Source organism: Dactylosporangium sp. CA-139066, from assembly GCF_050936175.1.
Taxonomy (GTDB): domain Bacteria; phylum Actinomycetota; class Actinomycetes; order Mycobacteriales; family Micromonosporaceae; genus Dactylosporangium.
Map to the genome: position 1 here is coordinate 9,149,169 of NZ_JBNJNH010000001.1, position 25,141 is coordinate 9,174,309.

The 25,141-nt window shown below is 73.2% G+C and carries 19 protein-coding genes; 7 read left to right on the plus strand and 12 right to left on the minus strand.

From position 1 onward, the window contains the following. Window positions 1-31: 31 nt before the first annotated feature. The 7 genes from rny to dhaM all read right to left on the minus strand — a co-directional run bounded on the left by rny (window position 32) and on the right by dhaM (window position 8,227). The gene (gene rny, locus ACQEVU_RS41880; RefSeq protein ID WP_433335294.1) at window positions 32-1,780 is read right to left on the minus strand and encodes a ribonuclease Y; all 1,749 of its coding nucleotides are present in this window, start codon (window positions 1,778-1,780) and stop codon (window positions 32-34) included. A gap of 1,358 nt (window positions 1,781-3,138) precedes the next feature. Beyond that, on the minus strand, window positions 3,139-3,801 hold the full coding sequence (locus ACQEVU_RS41885) for a regulatory protein RecX (RefSeq protein ID WP_433333830.1): 663 nt from the start codon (window positions 3,799-3,801) through the stop codon (window positions 3,139-3,141). 1,095 nt (window positions 3,802-4,896) lie between these two features. Further along, on the minus strand, window positions 4,897-5,946 hold the full coding sequence (recA, locus tag ACQEVU_RS41890; RefSeq protein WP_433333832.1) for a recombinase RecA: 1,050 nt from the start codon (window positions 5,944-5,946) through the stop codon (window positions 4,897-4,899). A gap of 157 nt (window positions 5,947-6,103) precedes the next feature. After that, window positions 6,104-6,304 carry a DUF3046 domain-containing protein gene (locus ACQEVU_RS41895; protein ID WP_433333834.1) on the minus strand — a complete coding sequence of 67 codons (201 nt, stop codon included), beginning with the start codon at window positions 6,302-6,304 and terminating at the stop codon, window positions 6,104-6,106. A 10-nt stretch (window positions 6,305-6,314) separates the two neighbouring features. Then, complete coding sequence (locus tag ACQEVU_RS41900; RefSeq protein WP_433333836.1) at window positions 6,315-7,550, minus strand: MFS transporter; 1,236 nt, start codon at window positions 7,548-7,550, stop codon at window positions 6,315-6,317. Window positions 7,551-7,590: 40 nt separating this feature from the next. Next, window positions 7,591-7,824, minus strand: coding sequence for an HPr family phosphocarrier protein (locus ACQEVU_RS41905; protein WP_433333838.1), 234 nt, complete (start codon window positions 7,822-7,824; stop codon window positions 7,591-7,593). A 10-nt stretch (window positions 7,825-7,834) separates the two neighbouring features. After that, the gene (dhaM, locus tag ACQEVU_RS41910) at window positions 7,835-8,227 is read right to left on the minus strand and encodes a dihydroxyacetone kinase phosphoryl donor subunit DhaM (protein WP_433333840.1); all 393 of its coding nucleotides are present in this window, start codon (window positions 8,225-8,227) and stop codon (window positions 7,835-7,837) included. 18 nt (window positions 8,228-8,245) lie between these two features. Between dhaM and dhaK the strand changes: the two genes are divergently transcribed. Both dhaK and dhaL read left to right on the plus strand, forming a co-directional pair. Next, window positions 8,246-9,241: a dihydroxyacetone kinase subunit DhaK gene (dhaK, locus tag ACQEVU_RS41915; RefSeq protein ID WP_433333842.1), complete on the plus strand. Its 996-nt coding sequence runs from the start codon at window positions 8,246-8,248 to the stop codon at window positions 9,239-9,241. Between the two features lie 2 nt (window positions 9,242-9,243). After that, the gene (gene dhaL / locus ACQEVU_RS41920) at window positions 9,244-9,861 is read left to right on the plus strand and encodes a dihydroxyacetone kinase subunit DhaL (RefSeq protein ID WP_433335296.1); all 618 of its coding nucleotides are present in this window, start codon (window positions 9,244-9,246) and stop codon (window positions 9,859-9,861) included. Here the strand turns inward: dhaL and ACQEVU_RS41925 are convergent. The 4 genes from ACQEVU_RS41925 to ACQEVU_RS41940 all read right to left on the minus strand — a co-directional run bounded on the left by ACQEVU_RS41925 (window position 9,836) and on the right by ACQEVU_RS41940 (window position 14,789). Then, on the minus strand, window positions 9,836-10,978 hold the full coding sequence (locus ACQEVU_RS41925; protein WP_433333844.1) for an acyl-CoA dehydrogenase family protein: 1,143 nt from the start codon (window positions 10,976-10,978) through the stop codon (window positions 9,836-9,838). The genes dhaL and ACQEVU_RS41925 overlap by 26 nt on opposite strands. Before the next feature lie 68 nt (window positions 10,979-11,046). Beyond that, on the minus strand, window positions 11,047-11,784 hold the full coding sequence (locus ACQEVU_RS41930; protein WP_433333846.1) for a hypothetical protein: 738 nt from the start codon (window positions 11,782-11,784) through the stop codon (window positions 11,047-11,049). A gap of 54 nt (window positions 11,785-11,838) precedes the next feature. Then, complete coding sequence (locus ACQEVU_RS41935) at window positions 11,839-12,633, minus strand: hypothetical protein (protein ID WP_433333848.1); 795 nt, start codon at window positions 12,631-12,633, stop codon at window positions 11,839-11,841. 1,343 nt (window positions 12,634-13,976) lie between these two features. After that, on the minus strand, window positions 13,977-14,789 hold the full coding sequence (locus ACQEVU_RS41940) for a hypothetical protein (protein ID WP_433333850.1): 813 nt from the start codon (window positions 14,787-14,789) through the stop codon (window positions 13,977-13,979). A gap of 172 nt (window positions 14,790-14,961) precedes the next feature. On the opposite strand from ACQEVU_RS41940, the gene ACQEVU_RS41945 reads away from it, so the two are divergent. The 3 genes from ACQEVU_RS41945 to ACQEVU_RS41955 all read left to right on the plus strand — a co-directional run bounded on the left by ACQEVU_RS41945 (window position 14,962) and on the right by ACQEVU_RS41955 (window position 21,502). After that, on the plus strand, window positions 14,962-16,218 hold the full coding sequence (locus ACQEVU_RS41945) for a bifunctional pyridoxamine 5'-phosphate oxidase family protein/GNAT family N-acetyltransferase (protein WP_433333852.1): 1,257 nt from the start codon (window positions 14,962-14,964) through the stop codon (window positions 16,216-16,218). Further along, window positions 16,194-16,835, plus strand: a complete 642-nt coding sequence (gene leuE, locus ACQEVU_RS41950; RefSeq protein WP_433333853.1) for a leucine efflux protein LeuE — start codon at window positions 16,194-16,196, stop codon at window positions 16,833-16,835. The genes ACQEVU_RS41945 and leuE overlap by 25 nt, the downstream gene beginning before the upstream one ends. Window positions 16,836-17,002: 167 nt before the next feature. Beyond that, window positions 17,003-21,502, plus strand: a complete 4,500-nt coding sequence (locus ACQEVU_RS41955; RefSeq protein ID WP_433333854.1) for an ATP-dependent helicase — start codon at window positions 17,003-17,005, stop codon at window positions 21,500-21,502. A 312-nt stretch (window positions 21,503-21,814) separates the two neighbouring features. Here the strand turns inward: ACQEVU_RS41955 and ACQEVU_RS41960 are convergent, their stop codons facing one another. Continuing rightward, window positions 21,815-22,591, minus strand: coding sequence for an SAM hydrolase/SAM-dependent halogenase family protein (locus ACQEVU_RS41960; protein WP_433333856.1), 777 nt, complete (start codon window positions 22,589-22,591; stop codon window positions 21,815-21,817). Window positions 22,592-22,610: 19 nt separating this feature from the next. On the opposite strand from ACQEVU_RS41960, the gene ACQEVU_RS41965 reads away from it, so the two are divergent. Continuing rightward, window positions 22,611-23,543 (plus strand): LLM class F420-dependent oxidoreductase, encoded by a 933-nt coding sequence (locus ACQEVU_RS41965; protein WP_433333858.1) that lies wholly within the window; start codon window positions 22,611-22,613, stop codon window positions 23,541-23,543. Between the two features lie 307 nt (window positions 23,544-23,850). After that, entirely contained in the window at window positions 23,851-25,140 is a 1,290-nt protein-coding gene (locus ACQEVU_RS41970; protein ID WP_433333860.1) for a glycoside hydrolase family 5 protein, read from the plus strand. The last annotated feature ends 1 nt before the right edge of the window (window position 25,141 follow it).

Genomic DNA, 25,141 nt, shown 5'->3' on the forward strand with positions numbered 1-25,141 from the left:
GCGAATCCCGCCGGTTGGTGAGTGTTTGCGGCTAGCGGGCGATCTCGGTGACGCGCGACTCCCGCACGACCGTGACGCGGATCTGACCCGGGTAGGTCAGCTCCTCCTCGATCTGCTTCGCCACGTCGCGGGCCAGCACCGCCGCCCCGATGTCGTCGACGTCGTCGGGCCGCACCATGACCCGGATCTCGCGCCCGGCCTGCATCGCGAAGACCTTCTCCACGCCCGACTTGCCGCCGGCGATCTCCTCGATGCGCTCGAGCCGCTTGACGTACGCCTCCAGGCTCTCCCGCCGCGCCCCCGGCCGCCCGCCGGAGCACGCATCCGACGCCTGCGTGAGGACGGCCTCGATCGTCTGCGGCAGCACCTCGTTGTGGTGCGCCTCGATCGCGTGGACGACCTCGTCGTGCTCGCCGTACTTCCGCGCCACGTCCGCGCCGATCAGCGCGTGACTGCCCTCGACCTCGTGGGTGAGCGCCTTGCCGATGTCGTGCAGGAACGCGCACCGCTTGATGAGCGCCGGGTCCAGCCGCAGCTCGGAGGCCATGATGCCGGCGATGTGGGCGGTCTCGACGAGGTGCTTGAGGACGTTCTGCCCGTACGAGGTGCGGTAGCGCAGCCGCCCCAGCAGCGTCATGAGCTCCGGGTGCAGGTCGGTGATCCCGACCTCGACCAGCGCGTCCTCGGCGGCCCGGTGGCACAGCCGCTCCACCTCGTGCTTGGCCTGCTCGAAGACCTCCTCGATGCGATGCGGATGGATCCGCCCGTCGAGCACCAGCTTCTCCAGCGTGAGGCGGCCGATCTCGCGGCGTACCGGATCGAAGCACGACAGCAGCACGGCCTCCGGCGTGTCGTCGATGATCAGGTTCACCCCGGTCGTCGACTCGAACGCGCGGATGTTGCGCCCCTCGCGCCCGATGATGCGCCCCTTCATCTCGTCGCTGGGCAGGTGCAGGACGCTGACCACGCTCTCCGCGGTCTGCTCGCTGGCGACCCGCTGGATGGCGTCGACGACGATGTGCCGGGCCCGCTGCTCGGCGGTGTTGCGCGCGTCGTTCTCGATATCGCGCACCAGCAGCGCCGCCTCGCGCTTGGCCTGCGCCTCGATCGTCTCGACGACCTCGACCCGCGCCGCGTCGGCCGTCAGCCCCGCGATGCGCTCCAGTTCCTCGCGGTGCCGCTCCTCGCCCTCCGCGAGCTCGCTCTCACGACGGGAGAAGGACGCTTCGCGTTCCAACAAATCGGTTTCGGTACTGCTGATGCGCCGGTCCCGCTCCGCCAGCCGCTCGGCCTCCTCGGCCAGCAGCCGCTCCCGCTCGTCGAGCCGCCGCTGGCGCCGTTCGGCGTCCTGCGACTGCTCCTTCGCGACCGCGGTGAGCTGGTTGACCTCGCGCTCCCCCGCCCGCCGCGCGGCCGCGCGCGCCTGCTCGGCGTCGACCTCGGCCTGCCGGTGCGCCCGTTCGAGCAGCGAGTCGGCCTCGGCCCGCGCCGCGTCAAGAATCCGCCGCGCCTCCGACCGCGCCGCGCTGGCCTCGGCCTTGGCCGCCGCCGCCTCGGTCCGCGCCGCCGCGGCCGCCGCCCGCGCCTCGTCCACTGCCGCCGTGGCGTCTTCCGCCGCCGTACGCAGGGAGGCCAGCGAGTGCTCCTGCCGATCCTTCTCGGCGAGGAAGGCGGGGTCGTCCCCCGCGGGCGCCACGCCCGGCGTGCTCACTCCGAGCCGCCGGATCACCTTGAGCGCCGCGATCAGCACCACGACCACGACGACGCCGAGAACGGTCATCGCCACGGTCAGCGCGATCTGAAACCCGGTCACGCCGCCACCTCACCGGTCACCGCGCGGTACTCGCCCGCCCGGTCGGCACCCGACCTTCTGTCCACGCCCACCGCCCTGTCAGCCCGGGCGGTCCCGCCCCCGGATGCAACCCTACTTGGGTCCGCCGTCCGGATGAGTCGCACAGGCCCGATGGTCGCCCCGCCGATCCGCCCAACGTCCGCCCGGCGCCTCGGGCGTCTCGGCGTTCCGCGGCCGGTATGACCGTTTCGCCGGTCTTCGCCGCCCTCGTCCCCGTCGGAATCGGCCGGGATCCGCCCGCCGTCGCGGGCCCGCCCCGCGGCCGCCTGGCCATCCGGACTCACACCGTTTCGCCGCGCTTCGCCGCCCTCGTCCCCGTCGGACTCGGCCGGGATTCGTTCGCCGCTGCGGGCCCGCCCCGCGGCCGTCTCCGCGGCCGCCTGGCCATCGGGACTCACGGGGTCGCAGAGGATGACATGGGCGCGATCCGTCACGACGTCACCTCGCTCCGCTCGGCGCCGCGCATCTTGCAGCGGCGGGTGATGTGGAGGAGACGCCCGACCACTGCGCATCAAGGTACGTCGATATCGGGACTTAGAAAGCCCCGCTGCTAGGTCGCCGCTAGCGCCAGGCCTCCCGCAAGACATGGCGCTTCAATTCCGTTATGAACGCTCGTAAGTGTTGCTGATCTGTGACGCGATCTATGTTGTGCGGTAAACCCGCGGTGGTTGGGCGGTCTCCATCTGGTAACGCCGAGGCTAGGTCGTGAAGGCCGCTTCGGTCAAGGACTCATGATCGGGCACCATACGGGACGTAAGTCCGTCAAGTACCGTCGCCTGCCAAAACATCACACCAGCAACTTTTGGGCGGATCTTTCCGGCATGTCGGTCGCGATCTTGATGAAACATTCAACAATCCGTGATCGCGCCATCTACACAGCGCAGACTCACTCGACGAGCTTGCGCAATCATTCCACCACAGACAGTGGCCGCCACCAACGCCCCCATCGACAGTTGTCGTCCGAAAACCATTTCGCCGGGTCCCGGCGACCACACTCAACGTGACGTCGCCACCTGGCGTATCGACATGCAGCGCCGTCATACACGATCTGCCAGGGCGTCGTCGCGACAACCTCGCTGGCGCCCGGCGGCCGACCGCCATGCCGGCATTGCCAATGGAGCAGCAACGGAGGATCGCCGAGCGGCCGAGCGGCCGAGCGACCTGCGAAATAGAGCCACTGAGCGCCAGAGCGGCGGGTCGGCGGAGCCGCCCGCATGATGGAGCGCGCCGAGCAACGGACCGACCGAGCGGCGGGGCGGCGGGGCGACCGCCGACGGAGCGGCGGGCTACTGGTTGTCGGGATCGAGCGCGGCGTCGGCCAGCGCGTCCGGGTCGATGCCGTCGGCGAACTCGGCGGCGTCCTCGCGCTCGGCCATGGCCTCCTTGACGAGCCGGATGGCGAGCCCCGGCGGGTACCCCTTGCGCCCCAGCATGCCGACCAGCCGCCGGAACACCGCCTCGGGCGTCCCCCGCGTCTCGACCCGCAGCCGGCGAGCCACCAAGGCCCGCGCCGTGGCCTCCTCGACGTCCGGCGCCAGCTCCTCGAGGGCCTCGCCCACCTCGTCCGGCGAGACTCCCTTGCGCCGCAGCTCCCCCGCCAGCGCCCGCCTGGCCAGCCCGCGCCCGTGATGCCGGCTGGCGACCCACGCCCGGGCGAACGCGGCGTCGTCGATGATGCCGACCTCGTCGTACCGGTCGAGGATCTCCGCCGCGATCTCCTCCTCGACCCCACGCTTGTGCATCGTGGCGGCGAGCTCCGCCCGCGTACGCGGCCGCACGGCCAACTGCCGCAGGCAGATCTCCCGCGCCATCTCCCGCGGGTCCTTCGGCGCCGCGGGAGCCGCCGCGGCTTCCCCCCGCTCGCGCCGCCCCCGCCCCCCGCGCCGCCCACGCTTCGGCTTTTCATCGTCCGTTTCGGACAAATCCGAATTGTCGGCGCCGGAGGGCACGACGGACGTGTCCCGCCGCGAACCGCCCCGCGCGGACGGAGCACCGCCGGCAGACCGGGGCTTGCTGGGGCCAGGCTCGTCGGCCGGCAAGGACGAAGGCCAGCCGGCCGACGACGAAGCTCGCGGCGACGGAGTGCCATCCGTAGCGGACCAGGGATTGCCAGGGCCAGACTCGCCGACCGGCAAGGAGGAAGCTCGCGGCGCCGAGGTGCCATCCGCGGCGGACCAGGGATTGCCGGGGTCAGACTCACCCACCGGCGAAGAAGCTCGCGACGGCGAGGCGTCATCCGCGGCGGACCAGGGATTGCCGGGGTCAGACTCACCCACCGGCGAAGAAGCTCGCGACGGCGAGGTGCCATCCGCGGCGGACCAGGGATTGTCGGGCTCAGGCGGCCGCACCTGGCGCTTCGCGCGCAACGAAGGCGGCGGGACCGAACTCGAAGCGGTCCAGGGATTGTCGCCGCCCGGGTCGTCCCACGGCGTCACCGGCGGTACGGCCGCACCTCGGACCCGCCGCGACTGACCGGACTGCGGTGGCTCCCCCGATGGCGCCGCATCCGCGGTCAGCCACGGGTTCTCGCCGGGCTCGAACCCACCGAACTCGGCAGCGGCGGCGTCATCCCCGCCGGACATCAGCAAACCTCCGACAACACGGCCCGACAGCGTTGCGAGTCGAGCCTATGACCCGGTGCCGGCCGAAGCGGCTTGGCCCACTGGGCCGGCACCGGGTGGTCACAGGCGGGAGGACGACGCCACCCGCAGATACGAACCGCGAACGCCCGGCTCGCAACCGACGCTGCAAACCGCCGCCGCGGCGACCGACGCAAAGCCGACACCGCCGACGGCCCGCCACGAACGCCCGGTTCGCGAGCCAGGCCGTCACCCAGCACGCGACCCCGCACCGAAGCCCGGTACGCAAACCCAGCCATCGGGCTCAGGCGCTCGTCACGCAGCGCGGACCGACCAGGCGCGGAGCAGGGCGGGCGCGGGACGCGCGCAGTGCCAGGCGCGGACGCGGTGGGCATCCGAGCGCTGGACCGCACGCGCCACCAAGCGCACACGAACCGCCAAGCGCAGACGAGGGCCGCGAAGCCGTCAGAAGTCGACCGGGGCGACCTCGGGCCCGCCGGCCGCGTCGCTGGCGGAGCCCACGCCGACGCCGAGCTTCTCCTTGATCTTCTTCTCGATCTCGGCGGCGACGTCCGGGTTCTCACGCAGGAACTTGCGCGAGTTCTCCTTGCCCTGGCCGAGCTGGTCGCCGTCGTAGGTGTACCAGGCGCCGGACTTGCGGATGATCGTCTGCTCGACGCCGACGTCGATGAGAGAGCCCTCGCGAGAGATGCCCTTGCCATACATGATGTCGAACTCGGCCTGCTTGAACGGCGACGCGACCTTGTTCTTGACGACCTTCACGCGGGTGCGGTTGCCCACGACGTCGGTGCCGTCCTTGAGGCTCTCGATGCGGCGGACGTCGAGGCGCACGGAGGCGTAGAACTTCAGCGCGCGGCCACCGGTCGTGGTCTCCGGGCTGCCGAACATGACGCCGATCTTCTCGCGCAGCTGGTTGATGAAGATCGCCGTGGTGCCGGAGTTGTTGAGGGCACCGGTGATCTTGCGCAGGGCCTGGCTCATGAGGCGGGCCTGGAGGCCGACGTGGCTGTCGCCCATCTCGCCCTCGATCTCGGCGCGCGGCACGAGGGCGGCGACGGAGTCGATGACGATGATGTCGAGGGCGCCGGAGCGCACCAGCATGTCGACGATCTCGAGGGCCTGCTCACCGGTGTCGGGCTGGGAGACCAGCAGCGCGTCGGTGTCGACGCCCAGCGCCTTGGCGTAGTCGGGGTCGAGCGCGTGCTCGGCGTCGATGAACGCCGCGATGCCACCCTGCGCCTGCGCGTTGGCGATCGCGTGCAGGGCGACGGTCGTCTTACCGCTGGACTCCGGGCCGAAGACCTCGATCACCCGGCCGCGCGGCAGGCCCCCGATGCCCAGCGCCACGTCGAGGGCGATGGAGCCGGTCGGGATGATCGCCTGTGGCTGCTGGACGCGCTCGCCGAGCCGCATCACGGAGCCCTTGCCGAACTGCTTGTCGATCTGTGAGAGGGCGAGCCCCAGCGCCTTCTCCCGATCCGGTTGCACTGCCATGTCCGTCACCCCTGGGTTCGCGGTCTTCGTCGGCGTTCGCTTGGTCACGCTGACACGTTAAGCGCCGGGTATGACAAAAACTGCCTGCGAGACGCCCAACGAGCGAGAAGAGTACCCGTACATCTGTACGATCGGCAGGCCGACACGCCGAAAAACCTCAGCGCAGACGGGCTGGAACACGCTCCGGGTATGCGGCGACTACAGCCCGCCACACGTCGGCGGTGTCGAACCCGCCGGCGAGGGCCTCGTCGATCGTCCGGCCGCCGAGCTGCGACAACACCTGATCGTGCGCGATGCTCCGCGCGTAGCCAACTCCGAAGACCTGCTCCAGCCGCTGCCAGAAATCCGTCAAACGCACGGGATCAAACCTAACGGAGTACGCGGGCGACCAGCGGTACCACCGTCACCCCGGCGAGCACCGTCAGCACCGGGTAGCCGAACAGGTCCACCACCACCCCGGACAGCGCGCCCGCCGAAGCGCCCGCGACCCCCATGATGACGTCCGAGAGGCCTTGGACGCCGGCGCGCTCCTCCAGGGGTACCGACTCGGAAAGCAGCGTGGAGCCCGACACCATCGTGGCGCTCCACCCCAGTCCCAGCAGGCCCATCCCGAGCGACAGCTGCCACGTGCGCTCCCCCGCGGTACCACTCAGAACACACGCGAGCCCCAGCACCGCGGCGCCGCCGAGGATGACGGGGCGGCGCCCGGCGCGGTCGGCCAGCCAGCCGACGAGGGGCGACAGGGCGTACATCCCGGTGATGTGGATGCTGATCACCAGCCCGACGATGCGCAGCAGGTCGGCATGGTCGTGCACGTACGCCCCGAGGTGCACCGGCGTCATCGACATCACACCGACCATCACCACGTGCCCGACGGCGACGGCGGTGACCCCCGTGCGCGCCCCCGCACTGTCGCGGATCGTCCGCGCCGCCTGCCGCCAGACGCGCGCGGCCGGCGCGGGCGCGTCGCCGGCGAGGGAGCGCGCGGTGAGCAGCGGATCGGGGCGCAGCACGACGAACAGCACGACCGCGGCCAGGGCGAACGCGAGGACGCTGAACAGGTACGGCCCGCCGTACTCCGGCACGCCCCACCGCGCCAGCAGCCGGTCGGTCAGCGGCGCCAGGTTGGGCCCGGCGACCGCGCCGACCGTCGTGGCCCACACGACGATCGACAGATGGCGGGCCCGCCGGTCGGGCGCGGCGAGGTCGACCGCGGAGTAGCGCGACTGCAGGTTCGCCGCGCTCGCGCCGCCGAACAGCAGCGTGCCGAGGAACAGCAGGGGTACCGACGAGGCCCGCACCGCCGCCACGACCAGCAGCGCGCCGAGCGCCCCGAGGCAGTACGCGAACACCAGGCCCGGCCGCCGCCCACCGGCGCGCATCAGGCGGGTCGCCGGGATCGCGATCAGCGCCGCGCCGACGACCGAGCAGCTGCCGGCGAGCCCGGCCGCCCACGGCCCGGCCAGGGAGGCGGCGAGCAGCGCGCCGACGGAGACGCCGCTGGCCACGCCGAGCCCGCCGACGATCTGGGTGCCCACGAGCAGGCCGAGCGTGCGCCGCTGCAGGCCGGTGACATCGACGGGTGGTGCCTCGGCAACGATCACGCGGCCATCGTCGCGTACGGACCGCAGACCGCACCAGTCATTACGCGACGGCGGAGAGGGCCAATACCACCGCCGCGGCCGCCTCGTCGGCGTCGTCCCCGTCCGCGCGGACGAGGACGGTGGAGCCGGCGGTCGCGTTCAACCCCATGATCGCCAGGACGCTGCGCGCGTTCGCCCGCTTCTCATTGAAGATCACTTCGACGGTACTGCGAAAGCGCGCCGCCACCCGCACCAGCGCCCCCGCCGGCCTGGCGTGCAGATCCTCGGGCAGCACGACGGAGCGCTCAGAGCTTGCGGACATCGCGGGCCTCCACCGCCGCCTGCGTGACCTCCTCGAGGCCGGCGCCCGTGCCGGCCAGCACCGCGGCGGCGACCGCGCCCTCGACGAACGGCGCGTCGACGAGCACGGCGTCGTTGGCGACCCGGTCCTCGAGCACGGTACGCGCGGTGAGCACCGCGCTGCCCAGGTCCGTCAGCACGAGCACCCCGGCGCCGCGGTCGGCCCGGTCGATGGCCACGAGGATGCGGTCGTAGCTGGTGCCCAGGCCACCGTCGTCGGTCCCGCCGGCCGCCTCGATCGGAACTTCCTCGCCCGCCACCTGAACGAGCATGTCCCGCAGGCCATGCGCCAGCCTCTCGCTGTGCGACACCAACACGATCCCCACCAGTTGCGCCATACCAGGCATGCTATGGGCATGAAAAAGTTCATCAACGACCCGGCCGACGTGGTCCGGGAGGCGCTCGCCGGGCTCGCCGCCGCCCACCCCGAGCTGCGGGTCGACCTCGATGAGCAGTTCGTCGCGCGTGCGGACGCGCCGCGCCCGGGCAAGGTCGGGCTCGTCTCCGGCGGCGGATCGGGCCACGAGCCGCTGCACGCCGGGTTCGTCGGGCTCGGGATGCTCGACGCCGCCTGCCCCGGCGAGGTGTTCACCTCGCCCGTCCCCGACCAGATCCTCGCCGCCACGAAGGCCGCCGACGCCGGCGCCGGGGTGGTGCACGTGGTCAAGAACTACACCGGCGACGTCATGAACTTCCAGATGGCCGCCGAGCTCGCCGACGAGGAGGGGCTGCGGGTGCAGACCGTGCTCGTCGACGACGACGTCGCGGTCGAGGACTCCACGTGGACCGCCGGGCGCCGCGGCACGGGCGCGACGCTGCTGGTCGAGAAGATCGCCGGCGCGCTCGCCGAGGAGGGCGCGGACCTCGACGCCGTCGCCGCCGTCGGGCGCCTGGTCAACGAGCGCTCCGCGTCCTTCGCCGTCGCGCTCACCGCCGGCACGACGCCCGCGGCCGGCCGCCCCGGCTTCGACCTGGCCGACGACGAGATGGAGGTCGGCGTCGGCATCCACGGCGAACCCGGCCGCAGCCGGCAGAAGACGCGCCCGGCCCGCGAGGTCGCCGCCCTCGTCGTCGACGCCGTGCGCTCTGCCAAACCGATCGGCCCCGAGCCGCTGATCGTCCTGGTCAACGGGCTGGGCGGCACGCCGCAGATGGAGTTGTACCTCATGTTCGGCGAGATCTCCCGCCTCCTGCACGACGCCGGGGCGCAGATCGCCCGCTCCCTGGTCGGCAACTACGTGACCAGCCTCGACATGGCCGGCCTCTCCCTCACCGTGTGCCGCGCCGACGACGAGCTGCTGCGCCTGTGGGACGCGCCCGTGCGCACGCCGGCGCTGCGCTGGGGGGCGTGAGCATGGACGAGGCGCTGGCCCGGGCGTGGATCGCCGCCATCGCCGAGGTGGTGCGCGCGGAGGCGCAACGGCTCACCGACCTCGACGCCGCGATCGGCGACGGCGACCACGGCGTCAACCTGCGCCGCGGCTTCGACGCCGCCGTCGCCGCGCTCGACTCGTTCGAGGCCGGCGGCGCCGGCGACGTGCTCGGCAAGACGGGCACGACGCTGCTGTCGAAGGTCGGCGGCGCCTCCGGCCCGCTGTACGGCACGGTGTTCCGCGCGCTGGGCAAGACCCTGCGGCAGGGCGGCTCGTTCGCCGAGGGCCTGCAGGCGGCGCTGGACGGGGTACAACAGCTGGGGAAGGCCGTGGCGGGCGACAAGACGCTCGTCGACGCCCTCGCCCCGGCGGTGGCCGCCTACGCGTCCGCGGCCGGCGAGGGCGAGGCGGCCGCCGCCCGGGCCGCGGCCGACGCGGCGGCCGAGGGCGTCCGCGCGACCGTGCCGATGCAGGCGCGCAAGGGCCGCGCGTCCTACCTCGGCGAGCGCAGCGTGGGGCACCCGGACCCGGGCGCCACCTCCACCGCGCTCATCCTGGGCGCCCTCGCGGAGGTCACAGCCCGAGACTCCGGCCGATGATCTCCTTCATGATTTCCGTGGTACCGCCATAGATCGTCTGCACGCGACTGTTGAGCCACGCCTTGGCGACCGGGTACTCCATCATGAAGCCGTAGCCGCCGTGCAGCTGCACGCAGCGGTCCGCCACCTTGTTCTGCAGCTCCGTCGTCCACCACTTCGCCTTGGCCGCGTCGGCGACGCTGAGCCGCCCCGCGTTCTGCTCGACGATGCAGTGGTTGAGGAACGTGCGGGCGATCGTGACCTCGGTGTCGAGCTCGGCGAGCAGGAACCGGTTGTGCTGGAACTTGCCGATCGGCCGCCCGAACGCCTCGCGCGTGCGGACGTACTCCAGCGTCAACCCCAGGATGTGCTCCGCCGCCGCCACCGCCGCAACGGCGATGCCGAGCCGCTCCCGCGGCAGGTTGGCCATGAGGTGGTAGAAGCCGGCGTTCTCCTGGCCGATGAGGTTGTCGGCCGGGATCCGGCAGTCGTCGAAGAACAGCTCGGCGGTGTCGTTGGCCTTGAGCCCGACCTTCTCCAGCCGCCGCCCGCGCGTGAACCCGGGCGTGCCGGTCTCCACCGCGAACAGGCTGATCCCGTGCGCCCCCTTCGACGCGTCGGTCTTGGCCACCACGACCACCAGGTCGGCCATCTCGCCGTTGGTGATGAACGTCTTCTGCCCGTTGAGCACCCAGCCGTCGCCGTCGCGCACCGCGTTCGTGCGGATGCCGGCCAGGTCGCTGCCGGCCCCCGGCTCGCTCATCGCGATGGCGGTCACGATGTCACCGGAGCAGAACCCGGGCAGCCACCGCTTGCGCTGCTCCTCGGTCGTCAGGTCGGTCAGATACGGCGCCACGACGTCGTTGTGCAGCCCGAACCCGAGCCCCGACGCCCCCGCCGCGACGATCTCCTCGACCACCACGGCGTTGAAGCGGAAATCCTTCTGGCCCCCGCCGCCGTACTCCTCGTCGACGTCCGTGCCGAGCAGCCCCGCCGCCCCGGCCTTGCGCCAGATCTCCCGATCGACGATCCCGGCCCGCTCCCACTCGTCGTTGTGCGGGACCGCCTCGCGGGCGAGAAACTCACGGCACAGGTCCCGGAACGCATGGTGCTCGGCCTCGTACAGGTGCTGCTCCATGCGCGCCAGTGTGCGCGGCGAGACGCGGTCTCGCCTAGCTGTGTCGTGTCACCAGAAGCCGGGTGGCTTCAGAGGCCCAGCATCCCGTACAGATAGTCCGGAAGCGGCGCCGCGTTCGCCGGTTCCTGGACGCTCACGGCCGCGCCGAAGTCGGAGTACGTCGCCTGCACCGTGTTCCCCGGGATGCTCACCTTCACGCTGGTGATCCGCTCGCGCTCGTCCACCGCCGCCTCGAACGGAATTGCCCGCGCGGCATCGCCGAGCTGCAGCACCTGCCCGACGTTGACCGGCCCCCAGGCGGCCACCCGCGTCATGTCGACGGTCCCCCGGAACGTCCGCCCGTCCTGCCGTACGTCATGCGTGGCCGCGATGAGCGCCCGCACCCCGGTCGGGTCCTTGATCGCGCTCAGCCCGAGCGCCCCCGCCCGGCTGACGCGGCTGGGATCGACCCGGTACCAGGCATCCCCCGACAGCCCCGGCACCGGCTGCGCGGTACCGAGCCGGGTGTACGCCACCCCGTGCACCTGCACGGTGTCGATCTTGATCGACTGCTCCCCCGACTTCACGCTCACGGACGCATCGAGCACGTCCCCGACAGGATCGATCCCGCCGACGTACGTCCCCTCGTTCGCCACCACTTTGAACCGGTAGCTCCCGCCCACGAACGCCTGCACGTCCGCGGCCAGCCCCGTCGGCGAGGCCACCACGCCGCTTCGGGGCGTCTGCGGTTCCGGGCTCTTCTCCGCGGTACACCCGGAAAGCCCCGCAACGACGCCCACGACCACGAGGAGCGCAACCCTTCGCACGGCCCAGGAGCGTACCCGCCTCCGTGACCGCGCGACGCTCGCGAAAGCCAGGTTTCAGTTGTTCAACAGGTTGTACACAGCGGCCGTGGCCGGCACGATCTCACCGGCCTTCGGGACGCTCACCTTCACCGCCTTCCCCTGCTGGACGTAGTCGACGGCCAGCTCCCGAGCCGCCACCTTCCCGTACGCCGGCACCGTGATCCGCACCGACACCAGCCGCCCCTGCCCGTCGAGCACCACGACGAACGGCGCCTTCTTCGCTGCCTCCCCGAGCGCCGCCAGCACCTGCCGATCGGCCACCCCGAGATCCCCGCCGCGCGTAAGGTCGTAGGCCCCGGTGATCCGCCCGTCACTCTCCTTCCGGACGTTCCCCACCCGCCCCACGAAGTCCTGACTGCTCGTGGGATCGGTCGTCTCGAACAGCCCGACGATCCCCGTCTTCGTCACCTTGGTCCGATCGAACCGGTACCACTTCTTCGCGCTGACCCCCGAGGCCGGGATACTCGTGCGGAAGTACCGCTCCTCCCCGCCGAGCACAATCCCTTCAAGCGAGAACCGCACGCCCGACGCCACCGAGTCAAGCCGCGCCTGCCGCTTCCCGCTTGCATCCACCACCCCGGTGACGGTCCCTTCGTCGATCTTCATCGTGTACGAGTAGCTCGACCCGGCCAGCGCCTTGACCGCCGCGACCAGCACGTCCTTCGCGGCCTTGTCCCCCGCATCCCCGGACGCCGCCGCCGAGGTCGCCTGCCCGTCACGGCCTGCGCCCCCACACCCGGCGAGCACGAGGGCCGCAAGAACCGCCACCACGGCGGCAACCCCGCGCCTACTCCGCGAGACAACGCCCACCCCGCGCGTTCGTGCCCTTACCAGCACTCCAGCAGCACAACTCGCTGCCCGCCAAATCTCCCCGGAGGCACCCGACCCCGAAAGCCGCGCCTCGGAAGCGCCAACAGCCGGTCGCCGGACGGCCCCAGTCCGGCTGTCGCTGACCAGCGGACGAGGACCGGACAGGCCGGACTCGCCAGCGCGCCCGACCAACGGCCGCACACCGGACACAGCGACGGCGCCCCCAACCGACATTCGCGGCGCGCACGAACCGGACACGGCTTCGGACCGCGCGGCGGCAGCCGGCGGGCGCAGAGCGGGCGCGGCGGCAGCCGGCGGGCGCAGAGCGGGCGCGGCGGCAGCCGGCGGGCGCAGAGCGGGCGCGGCGGCAGCCAGCGGGCGCAGAGCGGGCGCGGCGGCAGCCAGCGGGCGCAGAGCGGGCGCGGTGACGACAGCCCCGACCAGCGCGCACGGCAAAGACCGAGCGGCCATGGCGGCCGCGGCGCGGACCGGCGGACACGCAGCGGACACGGCGGCGACGGACGGCGGGGCGACGGACGGCGAGCACGAAGCGGACACGGCCCCGGACGCGACGACCGACGGCGCCGCGGCAGCCGACGGGCCCAAAGCGGGCACCGTGACGGCAGCACCGACCGCGGACGGCTCAGACCGAGCAGCCACGGCGGCTGCGGCGCGGACCGGCGCACATGCAGCAGACACGGCGCCGACGAACGCGGCAACGGACGGCGCGGCGACGGACGGCGAGCACGAAGCGGACACGGCCCCGGACGCGACGACCGACGGCGCCGCGGCAGCCGACGGGCCCAAAGCGGGCACTGTGACGGCAGCACCGACCGCGGACAGCTCAGACCGAGCAGCCACGGCTCCGGCGCGGACCGGCGGACACGCAGCCGACACAGCGCCGACGAACGCAGCGACGGACGGCGCAGCCGGCGGGTGCGGAGCGAACGCGGCGGCCGACGGCGGGTGCGGAGCGAACGCGGCGGCCGACGCCGGGTGCGGAGCGAACGCGGCGGCCGACGCCGGGTGCGGAGCGAACGCGGCGGCCGACGCCGGGTGCGGAGCGAACGCGGCTACGGACGCGGCGGCGGGCGACAGGGCGGCGGCCGACGGCGGACACGGAGCGGGCGCGGCGGCGAACGCAGCGGCGGCCGGCGTGGTGGCGGACGGCGGGCGCGGGGCGGCCCAGGCGGGCTCCTCGGCGGCTGCTGCCGGCGAGTTCGGACAGGGCGAGGCCGCAAGGAACTGGCCGTCGGGGCGCATGCTCTTCCTCCTTGATGAGCGTGCGGCGCGGCCCTCAGGGGCCGGCCGGCGCGCGGCCCGGGCCCCCGTGCCGGTGCCGCCTACACCCCGTTCAACAGTCGATAGGCCGCCTCGGGTGCGTCGATTACCTCGGACGCGGCCGGAGGCTGCGCCTGCAGCGGCGTGCCGAAGCCGCTGTACGTGACCCTGACCTGGTCGGCCTTCGTCTGCGCGTACGCCGGAACGCTCACCTTCACCGAGGTCAGATAGCCCTTCTCGTCGACCGTGGCCTCGAACGGGACGGCCTTCGCGAGGTCGCCCAGGCCCTTGACGGCGTCGTTGTCGACGATGGTGAACGACTGCTTCGTGAGGTCCAGCATGCCCTTGAACTGGCGGCCGTCCGTGGTGCTCGCCTGGCTGACGGTGCCGGGGAAGGCGGACAGGCCGGTCGGGTCCTTGACGCTGGACGCGTCGAGCAGGCTGTTGTCGTTGAGCTTCGAGCGGTCGAGGCGCAGCCACTTGCGGCCGTCCAGGCCGGGCACCGGCAGGCCGCTGATCTTCACCAGGTAGGTGCCGCCGATGAACAGGGTCTCGAAGGTGACCTTGGCCTTGTCGAGGGTCACGACCAGGCGGCCGGTGCTGGTCGGGCCGGTGGGGTCGGCGGCGCCGTCAGCGGTCGCGTTGGCCGAGGTCATGGTGAAGGTGTAGGTGCCGCCGCCGGTCTTCGAGGCGGCCGCCGCGAGCTGATCGGCGGGGGCGAGGCTCTTGGCCGGCGCGGGCGCGGCCGTGCCGGTCGCCCCGGTCGTCGCGCCGCCGCCGGCGGTGCCCGTCTTGTCGCTGTCGCTGCACGCCGATATGAGCACGAGCGAGGCCACGGCCGCGAGGACGGTGGCGGCGCTCTTGACGATCTTCACGTTGATCTTCCTCCCTGGGTGCGGCACCGCGCGCCCCCGTATTTTGCGCGCGGTGCCCCGACGGTGGGGACAGTAGCGGGAGGGTCCGACATTTTTGGTTGTCGCTGCTCACGGCCGGGCTGATATTGTACTGCCGCAAACGCGAGATTGTACTAGTACAAAGGAGCAGGCCGTGGAGACCTATGAGCAGACCGCGCGGAACACGCCGCGGCGCAAGCCCGAGCGGGCCTCCTACGACGTCGCGCTCGCGCACGCCGTCATCGACGAGGCGTACGTGTGCCACTTCGGCTACCTGGCCGGCGGCGAGCCCCGCGTGCTGCCGACGCTGCACGCGCGGGTGGGCGACACGCTGTACCTGCACGGCTCCACCGGCAGCCGCCCGCTGCTCGCGGCGCGCGACGCCGGCCTGCCGGTGTGCGTCGTGGTCACGCTCATCGACGGGCTCGTGCTGGCCCGCGCGCAGTTCAACCACAGCGCCAACTACCGCTCGGTCGTGGTGCACGGCACCGCGCGGCTCGTCACCGACGAGGCGGAGCGGGCCAAGGCGTTCGACGCGCTGGTCGACAAGGTCGCGGCCGGGCGCGCCGCCGACAGCCGGCCGCCGGACCGCCGCGAGTCCGCGCAGACCGCGCTGCTGGCGCTGCCGCTGACGGAGGTCTCGGTGAAGGTCCGGACCGGCGGCGCGATCGACGACGCCGAGGACGCACACCTTCCGCATTGGGCCGGAGTTGTACCGCTGAAGCTCACCCGCGGGCTTCCCGTGCCCGCCCCGGCACAGGATGTACCGCTGCCGGGGTATCTGCGTCCGGAGCTCGGACCTTGGCACAGCCCGACCACGCTGCGCGGGCGGCACGTCGTGCTCGAGCCGCTCGATCACCCGCACGCGCCCGGGCTGTTCGAGGCGCTCGACGACGCCGAGGTCTGGGCGCATCTGGGCAGCCCGCGGCCGGGTTCCGTGCCGGACATGGCGAAGATCGTGGCCGCCGCGCTGGCCGACCCGGACCGCGTGCCGTTCGTGCAGCGCGAGCCGGACAGCGGGCGGATCATCGGCTCGACCTCGTTCTACGCGATCGACCCGGTCAACCGCGCGGTCGCGATCGGGCACACGATGGTGGGGCGGGCGTGGTGGCGTACCGGCGTCAACACCGAGTCGAAGCTCTTGATGCTGCGCCACGCCTTCGAAACGCTCGGTGCGCTGCGGGTGGAGTGGCACACCGATATCCGCAACCAGCGGTCACAGAACGCGATCGCGCGGCTCGGCGCCCAGCGCGAGGGCATCATGCGGGCACATAAGCGTCGCCCGGACGGCAGTCAGCGCGATACCGTGCTGTACTCCATGATCGCCGACGAATGGCCCACCGCGCGGGAGCGGCTGGCCGCGGCGCTGAACGCGGGAGGCGTTTCGTGCTCGGTGTCACCAATCCCCTGACGTACGTGCTCGGCACGGCGGCGATCGTGCTGCTGCCGGGGCCCAACTCGCTGTACGTGCTGTCGGTCGCGGCCCGGCAGGGCGTGCGCGCGGGCTATCGGGGCGCCGCCGGCGTGTGGCTCGGCGACGCCGTGCTGATGACGCTGTCGGCGGGCGGCGTGGCCTCGCTGCTGCACGCCTATCCGTGGCTGTTCGCGATCGTGAAGTACCTCGGCGCGGTGTACCTGGCGTTTCTCGGCGTCCGGCTGGTCATCGGCACGCTGCGGCGCCGCCGGCAGGCCGAGCCGGACGCGCCGGCGCCCGAGCCGCGGGCCGACCGGCCGTTCCGCCGGGCGCTGGTGATCAGCCTGCTCAACCCGAAGGCGATCCTGTTCTTCGTCTCGTTCTTCATCCAGTTCGTCGACCCGGCCTCGCCGCACCCGCAGATCGCCTTCCTGGTGCTCGGCGCGATCGCCGAGGTGCTGAGCGCGCTGTACCTCACCGCGCTGATCTTCGGCGGGCAGTACCTGGCGGCGCAGTTCCGCGCGCGCCGGCGGCTGGCGACCGGGCTGACCAGGCTCGTCGGGGCCGCGTTCCTGGGCTTCAGCGTGAAGCTGGCCACCGCCAGCCTGTCCTGATCGGGGTACGCATCGGGGTCCCCCGCCGGGGCGCGGCGGGGGACCCCATCGCTGCCCGGCCAGGCAAGTCTCGCGTGGGGATTGAGACACAGTAGCCAATCCTCCCAATTCGGGCAAATCGTCGCCGCCTCCAGGAATTGTCGTACCCCCGGTGCAGGATTGGGGGCATGACAGAGCTGGACGGATTCGGGGCGGCGACGCGCGAGTGGTTCCGCGCGGCGTTCGCGGCGCCGACCAGGGCGCAGGCGGGAGCGTGGCGGGCGATCAGTGCCGGGCGGCACGCGCTGGTCGTGGCTCCGACCGGCTCCGGCAAGACCCTGGCCGCCTTCCTGTGGTCCCTCGATCAGCTGGCGGCACGCCCCCCGGCCGACCCGGCCCGGCGGTGCCGGGTGCTCTACGTCAGCCCCCTCAAGGCCCTCGCCGTCGACGTGGAGCGCAACCTGCGCGCCCCGCTGGCCGGCATCAGGCAGGCCGCCGCCCGGCTGGGCCAGGAGCCGCCCGACATCCGGGTCGGCATGCGCACGGGCGACACCCCGGCCGATGAGCGGCGCGCCTTCAGCCGCACGCCGCCCGACATCCTCATCACCACGCCCGAGTCGCTCTATCTGCTGCTCACCTCGCAGGCCCGGGATTCGCTGCGGGGCGTGGAGACGGTCATCATCGACGAGGTGCACGCGGTGTGCGCGACCAAGCGCGGCGCCCACCTCGCACTCTCCCTCGAGCGGCTCGACGCGCTGCTGGAGCGGCCCGCGCAGCGGATCGGGCTGTCGGCGACGGTGCGGCCGATCGACGAGACCGCGCGGTTCCTGGGCGGGGCCGCCCCGGTCGAGATCGTCCAGCCGCCCAGCGCCAAGACGATCCAGGTCGAGGTCCAGGTCCCGGTCGAGGACATGACCGCGATCGGCGAGACCACGCCCGGCGAGGACGACGAGGACGGGCCCCGGCAGGCCTCAATCTGGCCCGCGGTCGAGGAGCGGGTCCTCGACCTGATCGAGGCGCACCGCTCGACGATCGTGTTCACCAACTCCCGGCGCGGCGCCGAGCGGCTGTGTGCCCGGATCAACGAGCTGGCCGGGACGCGGGCCGGGGTGCCCAAGCCCGATGCCGCCCGCACCCCGGCGGAGATGATGGCCCAGGCCGGCACCGCGCACGGCGCGCCGCCGGTGGTGGCCCGCGCCCACCACGGCAGCGTCTCGCGTGAGGAGCGCAAGCACATCGAGGAGGCGCTCAAGTCCGGGCAGCTGCCGGCCGTGGTCGCCACGTCCAGCCTCGAGCTGGGCATCGACATGGGCGCCGTCGACCTGGTGGTGCAGATCGAGGCGCCGCCGAGCGTCGCCGCCGGGCTGCAGCGGGTCGGCCGGGCCGGGCACCAGGTCGGCGCCGTCTCGCGGGGCGTGGTGTTCCCGAAGCACCGCGGCGACCTCGTCTCGTGCGCGGTCGTCGCCGAGCGGATGGTGGAGGGCGGCATCGAGGAGCTGCGCTACCCGCGCAACCCGCTCGACGTGCTCGCCCAGCAGATCGTGGCCATGGTCGCGATGGAGCCGTGGCAGGTCGACGAGCTCGGGGCGCTGGTGCGCCGGGCCGCGGTCTTCGCCGACCTGCCCGAGTCGGCCCTGTTCGCGGTGCTCGACATGCTCGCCGGGCGCTATCCGTCCACGGCGTTCGCGGAGCTGCGGCCCCGGGTGGTGTGGGACCGCACCGACGGCGTGCTGACCGGCCGCCCCGGCGCGCAGCGGCTCGCGGTGACCAGCGGCGGCACCATCCCCGACCGTGGCATGTTCGGGGTGTTCCTGGCCGGCGCGGAGAAGGCGGCGCGGGTCGGCGAGCTCGACGAGGAGATGGTGTACGAGTCGCGGGTCGGCGACGTGTTCCTGCTCGGCTCGACGTCGTGGCGCATCGAGGACATCACGCCCGACCGGGTGCTGGTGTCCCCCGCGCCCGGTGCGGCGGCGAAGATGCCGTTCTGGAAGGGCGACTCGCCCGGGCGGCCGGTCGAGCTGGGCCGGGCGATCGGCGCGCGGCTACGCGGGTTCGTCAAGTCCGGCGACGAGGCGGCGCGGGCCCACCTGCGGGCCGGCGGGCTGGACGACTGGGCGGCGGACAATCTGCTGGCCTACCTGCGGGAGCAGCGCGAGGCGACGCGGCACCTGCCCGACGACCGCACGGTGCTGGTCGAGCGGTTCCGCGACGAGCTCGGCGACTGGCGCATGACCGTGCACTGCGTGCTCGGGGCCCGGGTCAACGCGCCGTGGGCGCTGGCGATCGCGCAGCGGCTCAACGAGCGCTATGGCGTCGACGCGCAGGTGATGCCCAGCGACGACGGCATCGTGGTCCGGCTGCCCGACGTCGCCGACGAGCCGCCCGGCGCCGACCTGGTCGCGTTCGACCCGGATGAGATCGCCGGCATCGTCGAGGAGACGGTCGGCACGTCGGCGATGTTCGCGGCCCGGTTCCGGGAGTGCGCCTCGCGGGCGCTGCTGCTGCCGCGGCGTGACCCGCGGCGCCGGCAGCCGCTGTGGCAGCAGCGGCAGCGATCCGCGCAGCTGCTGGACGTCGCCCGGGAGTATGCCGACTTCCCGATCACGCTGGAGGCGGCGCGCGAGTGCCTGCAGGACGTGTTCGACGTCGCCGGGCTCGTCGGCGTCATGCGCGACGTCGCCGGGCGCAAGCTGCGGCTCGTCGAGGTGGAGACCCAGCGGCCGTCGCCGTTCGCGCGGTCGCTGCTGTTCGGCTACGTCGGGGCGTTCCTCTACGAGGGCGACGCGCCGCTGGCCGAGCGGCGGGCGGCCGCGCTCGCGCTCGACCCGACCCTGCTGGCGGAGCTGCTCGGCCGGGTGGAGCTGCGGGAGCTGCTCGACCCGGCGGTGGTCGCCGAGACCGAGCAGACGCTGCAGTGGCTCGGGGCGCAGCGCACCCCGCGCGACGCCGAGGACGTGGCCGAGATGCTGCGGGTGCTCGGCGACCTCAGCGACGCCGAGCTCACGGCCCGGGGCGCCGACCCGGCGTGGGCGGCCGAGCTGGCCGCCCAGCGGCGCGCGATCGAGGTCCGCATTGCCGGCGAGGCGCGGTGGATCTCGGTCGAGGACGCCGGGCGATACCGCGACGCGCTCGGCGTGGCGCTGCCCGTCGGGCTCCCCACCGCCTATCTCGAACCGGTCGCCGACCCGCTCGGCGACCTCGTGAGCCGCTACGCGCGCACCCACGCGCCGTTCGCCGCCGCCGGGGCCGCGGCCCGGTTCGGCCTCGGCGTCTTCGTGCTCGAGCAGGCGCTGCGCCGGCTGCCCTCCGTGGTCTCCGGCGAGTTCTCCCCCGACGGCGCCGGCACCGAGTGGTGCGACGCGGAGATCCTGCGCCTGCTGCGCCGCCGCTCGCTCGCCGCGCTGCGCCGCGAGATCGAGCCGGTGCCGCCACGTGCGCTCGCGCGGTTCCTGCCGCAGTGGCACCACATCGGCGCCAGCCGGGCCCGCGGGGTGGAGGCCGTCGCGTCCGCGATCGAGCAGTTGCAGGGGATCGCCATGCCCGCATCGGCGCTCGAGCGGCTGATCCTGCCGGCCCGCGTGGCCGACTACAGCGCGGCGTATCTCGACGAGCTCACCGCCTCCGGCGACCTGGTGTGGGCCGGCACCGGGGCGATCGGCGAGCACGACGGCTGGATCAGCCTCGCCTTCGCCGAGGCCGCGCCGCTGCTCCTGCCGCCGCCGACCGAGGTGGGCGGCCCGCTGCACGACGCCGTGATCGACGCCCTCTCCGGCGGGCAGGCGCTGTTCTTCCGCGGCATCGCCGAGCACATCCACGCGCCCGAGGACGAGCTCATCGCCGCCCTGTGGGACCTCGTGTGGGCGGGCCGGCTCTCCAACGACACGATCGCGCCGCTGCGGGCCAAGCTCAGCGGCGGCGGGGCGCACCGGTCCCGGCCGTCGACCCCGCGCTCGCGATACCGGCGGCCCGGCTCCGGCTCGCTCGGGCGGGCCTCGCTCGCCGTGGCCCGCACCGGCCCGCCGCAGGCCGCCGGCCGCTGGTATCTGCTGCCCGACCGCGACCTCGACCCGACCCGGCGCGCGACCGCCAACGCCGAGCTGCTGCTCGACCGGCACGGCGTCGTCACCCGCGGCGCGGTCATGGCCGAGGACCTGCCGGGCGCGTTCGCCGGCGTCTATCCGGTGCTGGCGGCCATGGAGGAGCGCGGCGCGGCCCGCCGCGGCTACTTCGTGGAGGGCCTCGGCGCCGCCCAGTTCGCGCTGCCGGGCGCCGTCGACCGGCTGCGCGGCGGCACCGAGCACCGCGACGCGCTCGTGCTGGCCGCGACCGACCCGGCGAACCCGTATGGCGCGGCGCTGCCCTGGCCGGAGCGGGTCATCGACGCCGGCGACGGCGAACGGGTCGGCCACCGCGCCGGTCGCAAGGCGGGCGCGCTGGTCGTCACCGTCGGCGGCGACCTGACCCTTTACGTCGAGCGCGGCGGCCGCACCCTGTTGTCGTACGCGGACGACCCCGAGTTCCTCGCCCTGGCCGCCAAGGCCCTGGCGGACGCGGTCCACGGCGGCGCGCTGGGCGCCCTGTCCGTCGAACGCGCCGACGGCGAGTCGATCCTGCACTCCCCGCTGCGCGACGCCCTGGCGGGCGCCGGGTTCCGCAGTACGCCCCGCGGCCTGAGACTGCGAGGCTGACGATGCGCCTCGCCCTCCGCGCCCCGCCGCCCCGTTCGCGACAGCACGGCGCCAGCAAGGACGTCGCCGGCCGTCCCGGCGCCGGCTCCGGCTGCGGGCTGCCTGCCTCGCCGACGCCGGCTGCGGGATGCATGCCGTCCGGACGTCGGCCGTGGGCTGCGTGCCGCCTCGACCGCCGCGCAGGCTGAGGCCACGGAGGCCGCGGCGCCGCTGAGGCCACGGAGGCCGCTGGGAACCAATGGCGCGCTGACACCGTGATGGCGCTGGCAAACGGGCCAGGACGGGAAACGAGGCGCACACGCGGCGCGGGCGTCAGTAGGTGATGGTCACGCGGTCCCCCGGGGTCAAGGACAGCAGGGCCGCAGCGCTGCCGCCGTTCACCGCTATGGCCAGGTAGCCGGCCGAATCCGTCAGGAGGACCAGGGCGCCGGGCGGGGCGTCGCCGAAGGTTGTCGTGCGGGCCGCGGCCACGGACTCGACCGTCAGGGCGAGGGCGTCCGGCGGGAGAAGGTCGGGGGTGGCGGCCAGCTGCACGTTGCCGAAGTGATCGATCGTCAGTACCTCGGCGATCAGGCGGCCGGGGGTCTGCTCGACGTACGGCGGCGGGAGGCGCACCACGTCGTCGATCGGGTCGCCGGCGGCCAGGAGCGAGGCGCCCGTCGCCAGGCGCGCGGCCACCGGGGCGAAGATGTCGCGGCCGTGGAACGTCGCGGAGACCGTTGGGGCGAACCACTCCTCGTTGGTGAGGTGGACGGCCGTCGTGATGCCGCCCAGGGACTCCGCCGCCGGGATCAGCAGGCCGTTGTCGGGGCCGACCAGGAAGCCGTTGTGGGTGGCTAGCGCGATCGGGCGGCGCTCGGTGCCCACGCCGGGGTCGACCACGGCGAGGTGGACCGACGGGGGCGGGAGCGACGGCGCGGTCTGGGCCAGGACGGCCGCCGCGCGGCGGATGTCGCCCGGCGGGATGAGGTGCGTGACGTCGATGATCCGGGCCTGCGGGGCCAGGCGGGCGATCGTGCCGTGACAGGCCGCGACGAAGCCGTCGGACAGGCCGTAGTCGGTGGTGAACGAGATCGTGCTCGGCGTCATCAGGATAGTGTCGGGTGCCATGCGGCTTTGCGTGTTCATCGAGCCTCAACTGGGCGCCACGTACGAAGATCAGCTGGCCATCGCGACGCGGGCCGAGGAGCTCGGGTTTGAAGGGTTCTTCCGGTCCGATCATTTTGTGACCATGGCCGGGGACGGGCTTCCCGGGCCGACCGACGCCTGGGTGACGCTCGGGGCGCTCGCCCGCGAGACGTCGACCATCCGGCTCGGCACGCTCGTGACCTCGGCGACGTTCCGGCACCCGGGGCCGCTCGCCGTCGCCGTCGCGCAGGTCGACGCCATGAGCGGCGGGCGGGTGGAGATCGGGCTGGGCGCCGGGTGGTACGAGCGGGAGCACCGGGCGTACGGCATCCCGTTCCCGCCCATCGGCGAACGCTTCGACCGGCTCGCGGAGCAGTTGGAGATCCTGACCGGGCTGTGGTCGACGCCGGCCGGGTCGACGTTCAGCTACGAGGGGCGGTACTACGACGTCGCCGACTCGCCGGCGCTGCCCAAGCCGGTGCAGCAGCCGGGGCCGCCGGTCATCATCGGGGGCAAGGGGCCGAAGCGGACGCCGCGGCTGGCGGCGCGGTTCGCGGATGAGTTCAACGTGCCGTTCTCGTCGCTCGACGACACCGATGCGCAGTACCAGCGCGTCGTCGACGCCATCGAGCGCGAGGGGCGCGACGGGCGCGCGCCGATCGTGTTCTCGTTCGCGCAGACGATCGTGTGCGGCGCGAACGACGCCGAGGTCCGCCGGCGGGCCGAGTCGGTCGGGCTGGATCCCAAGCGGCCGCAGTCCGGGCAGCTGTACGGCACCCCCTCCCACCTCGCCGAACAGCTCCACGAGTTCGTCAAGGCCGGCGCGTCCCGGGCGTTCCTGCAGGTCCTCGACATGCGCGACCTGGACCACATCGCCCTGCTCGCCGCCGAAGTCGCCCCTCTGCTGCCTTAATACGAAATTTCCGACAAATCCGGACCGCGAAGCTGTCCGGATTTGTCGTTTCCGGGGCGGGCATCCACGATTCGAGCAAGGCGCCGAATCCGCCACAAAGGCCAACGCACGCCACAGAGCGGAACCGCAAGACGGCCGGCGAGAATCCGGCGAGCGAGCGGAACCGCAAGACGGCCGGCGTGAGGCCGGAGAGCTAGCCCCTCACCCCAAGGCGACCGGCGCGCGCGAACCCCGACCGCAAGGCGAGTGCCGCGAGACCGGACCCAGGGCCCGCGGTTAAAGCGGCGAATCCGGGCAGAACCCACCGGTGGCGCAGCCGAACGAGGAGGCGCGGCCGGGTGAGCGCATCGGGCACCCGCCGCCGCGGCGCAGGACGACACACCACGAGCCGGCCATATTGCGCAAGGGGCCGGCGCTCGCGGCCGCGGTGTTGCTGCTGGTGGCGGCTCTCGTCGTACCGCTGCAGAATCCGCGGCCGGTCAAGATCCTGTGCGTGGATGACGACGTGCAGGCGCGCGCCGTCGCCGGGCTCGCCAACTTCTCGGGGTGGCTGAGCCGCAACCACGCGACCGGGTTCATCGGCGAGATCGGGTGGCCGTCGGACAAGGACGCCGCGCAGTGGAGCCAGGTCGCCGAGGTCTGGTACCGGGCGGCCGACGCGATCGGGCTGCCGGTCACCGCGTGGGCGGCGGGGACGTGGCCGGCGAACTACCCGATGGCGGTGTACCGGCCGGTCGCGCACGGGCTGCGGGTCGACGTCGCCGGGCCGCAGGCGCGCGTCGTCGAGCGGCATGGGAGTACACCCGGATATCTGCGCGGCGTGAACCTCGCCGCCGGGTCGTTCGCCGCCTCGGACAGCAACGGCGGGTTCGGCACCGGGAATCCGGGCCGCTACGGGCTGGACTACACGTACGAGACGCCGTCGAGCTACGCGTTCCTGGCCGGGCGCGGCATCCGGCTGGTGCGGCTGGCGGTGAACTGGGAGCGGCTGCAGCCGCGGCCGTTCGGGCCGCTGGACGAGGCCGAGCTCGGGAGGGTGCGCGACGCGCTCGGGCACGCCGAGGCGGCCGGGCTGACGGTCATCATCGACCTGCACAACTACGGCGACTACGCGCTCGGGGGCGGCGCCGACGGGCCGCCGCGAATGCTGCGGCTGGGCGACATGGAGCTGCCGACGACCGCGCTGGCGGACTTCTGGCAGCGCATGAGCCGCGCGATCGACAACCCCGCCGTCGTCGGGCTGGGGCTGCTCAACGAGCCGACCCGGCTGGCCGCCGACGGACGCGCGGGCGCGCTGATCTGGGAGCGGGCCTCGCAGGAGGCGGTCGACGCGATCCGCGCCACCGGGGACCGGCGGGCGATCCTGGTCAGCGGGTACGTCCCGATGGGTCCCCCGTCCTGGGGGCAGATGCACCCGACGGCGTGGATTCAGGATCCCGCGCACCGGATGGCGTACGAGTCGCACGCCTACTTCGACCACGACGGCAGCGGCCACTACTGGATGACGTACGCCGACGAGCTGCGCAGCGTCACCTGGCCGCCGCCGGCGCACTGCCAGCGGTTGACGCCGCAGGGGCGGCAGGTATTGATTTCCTGAC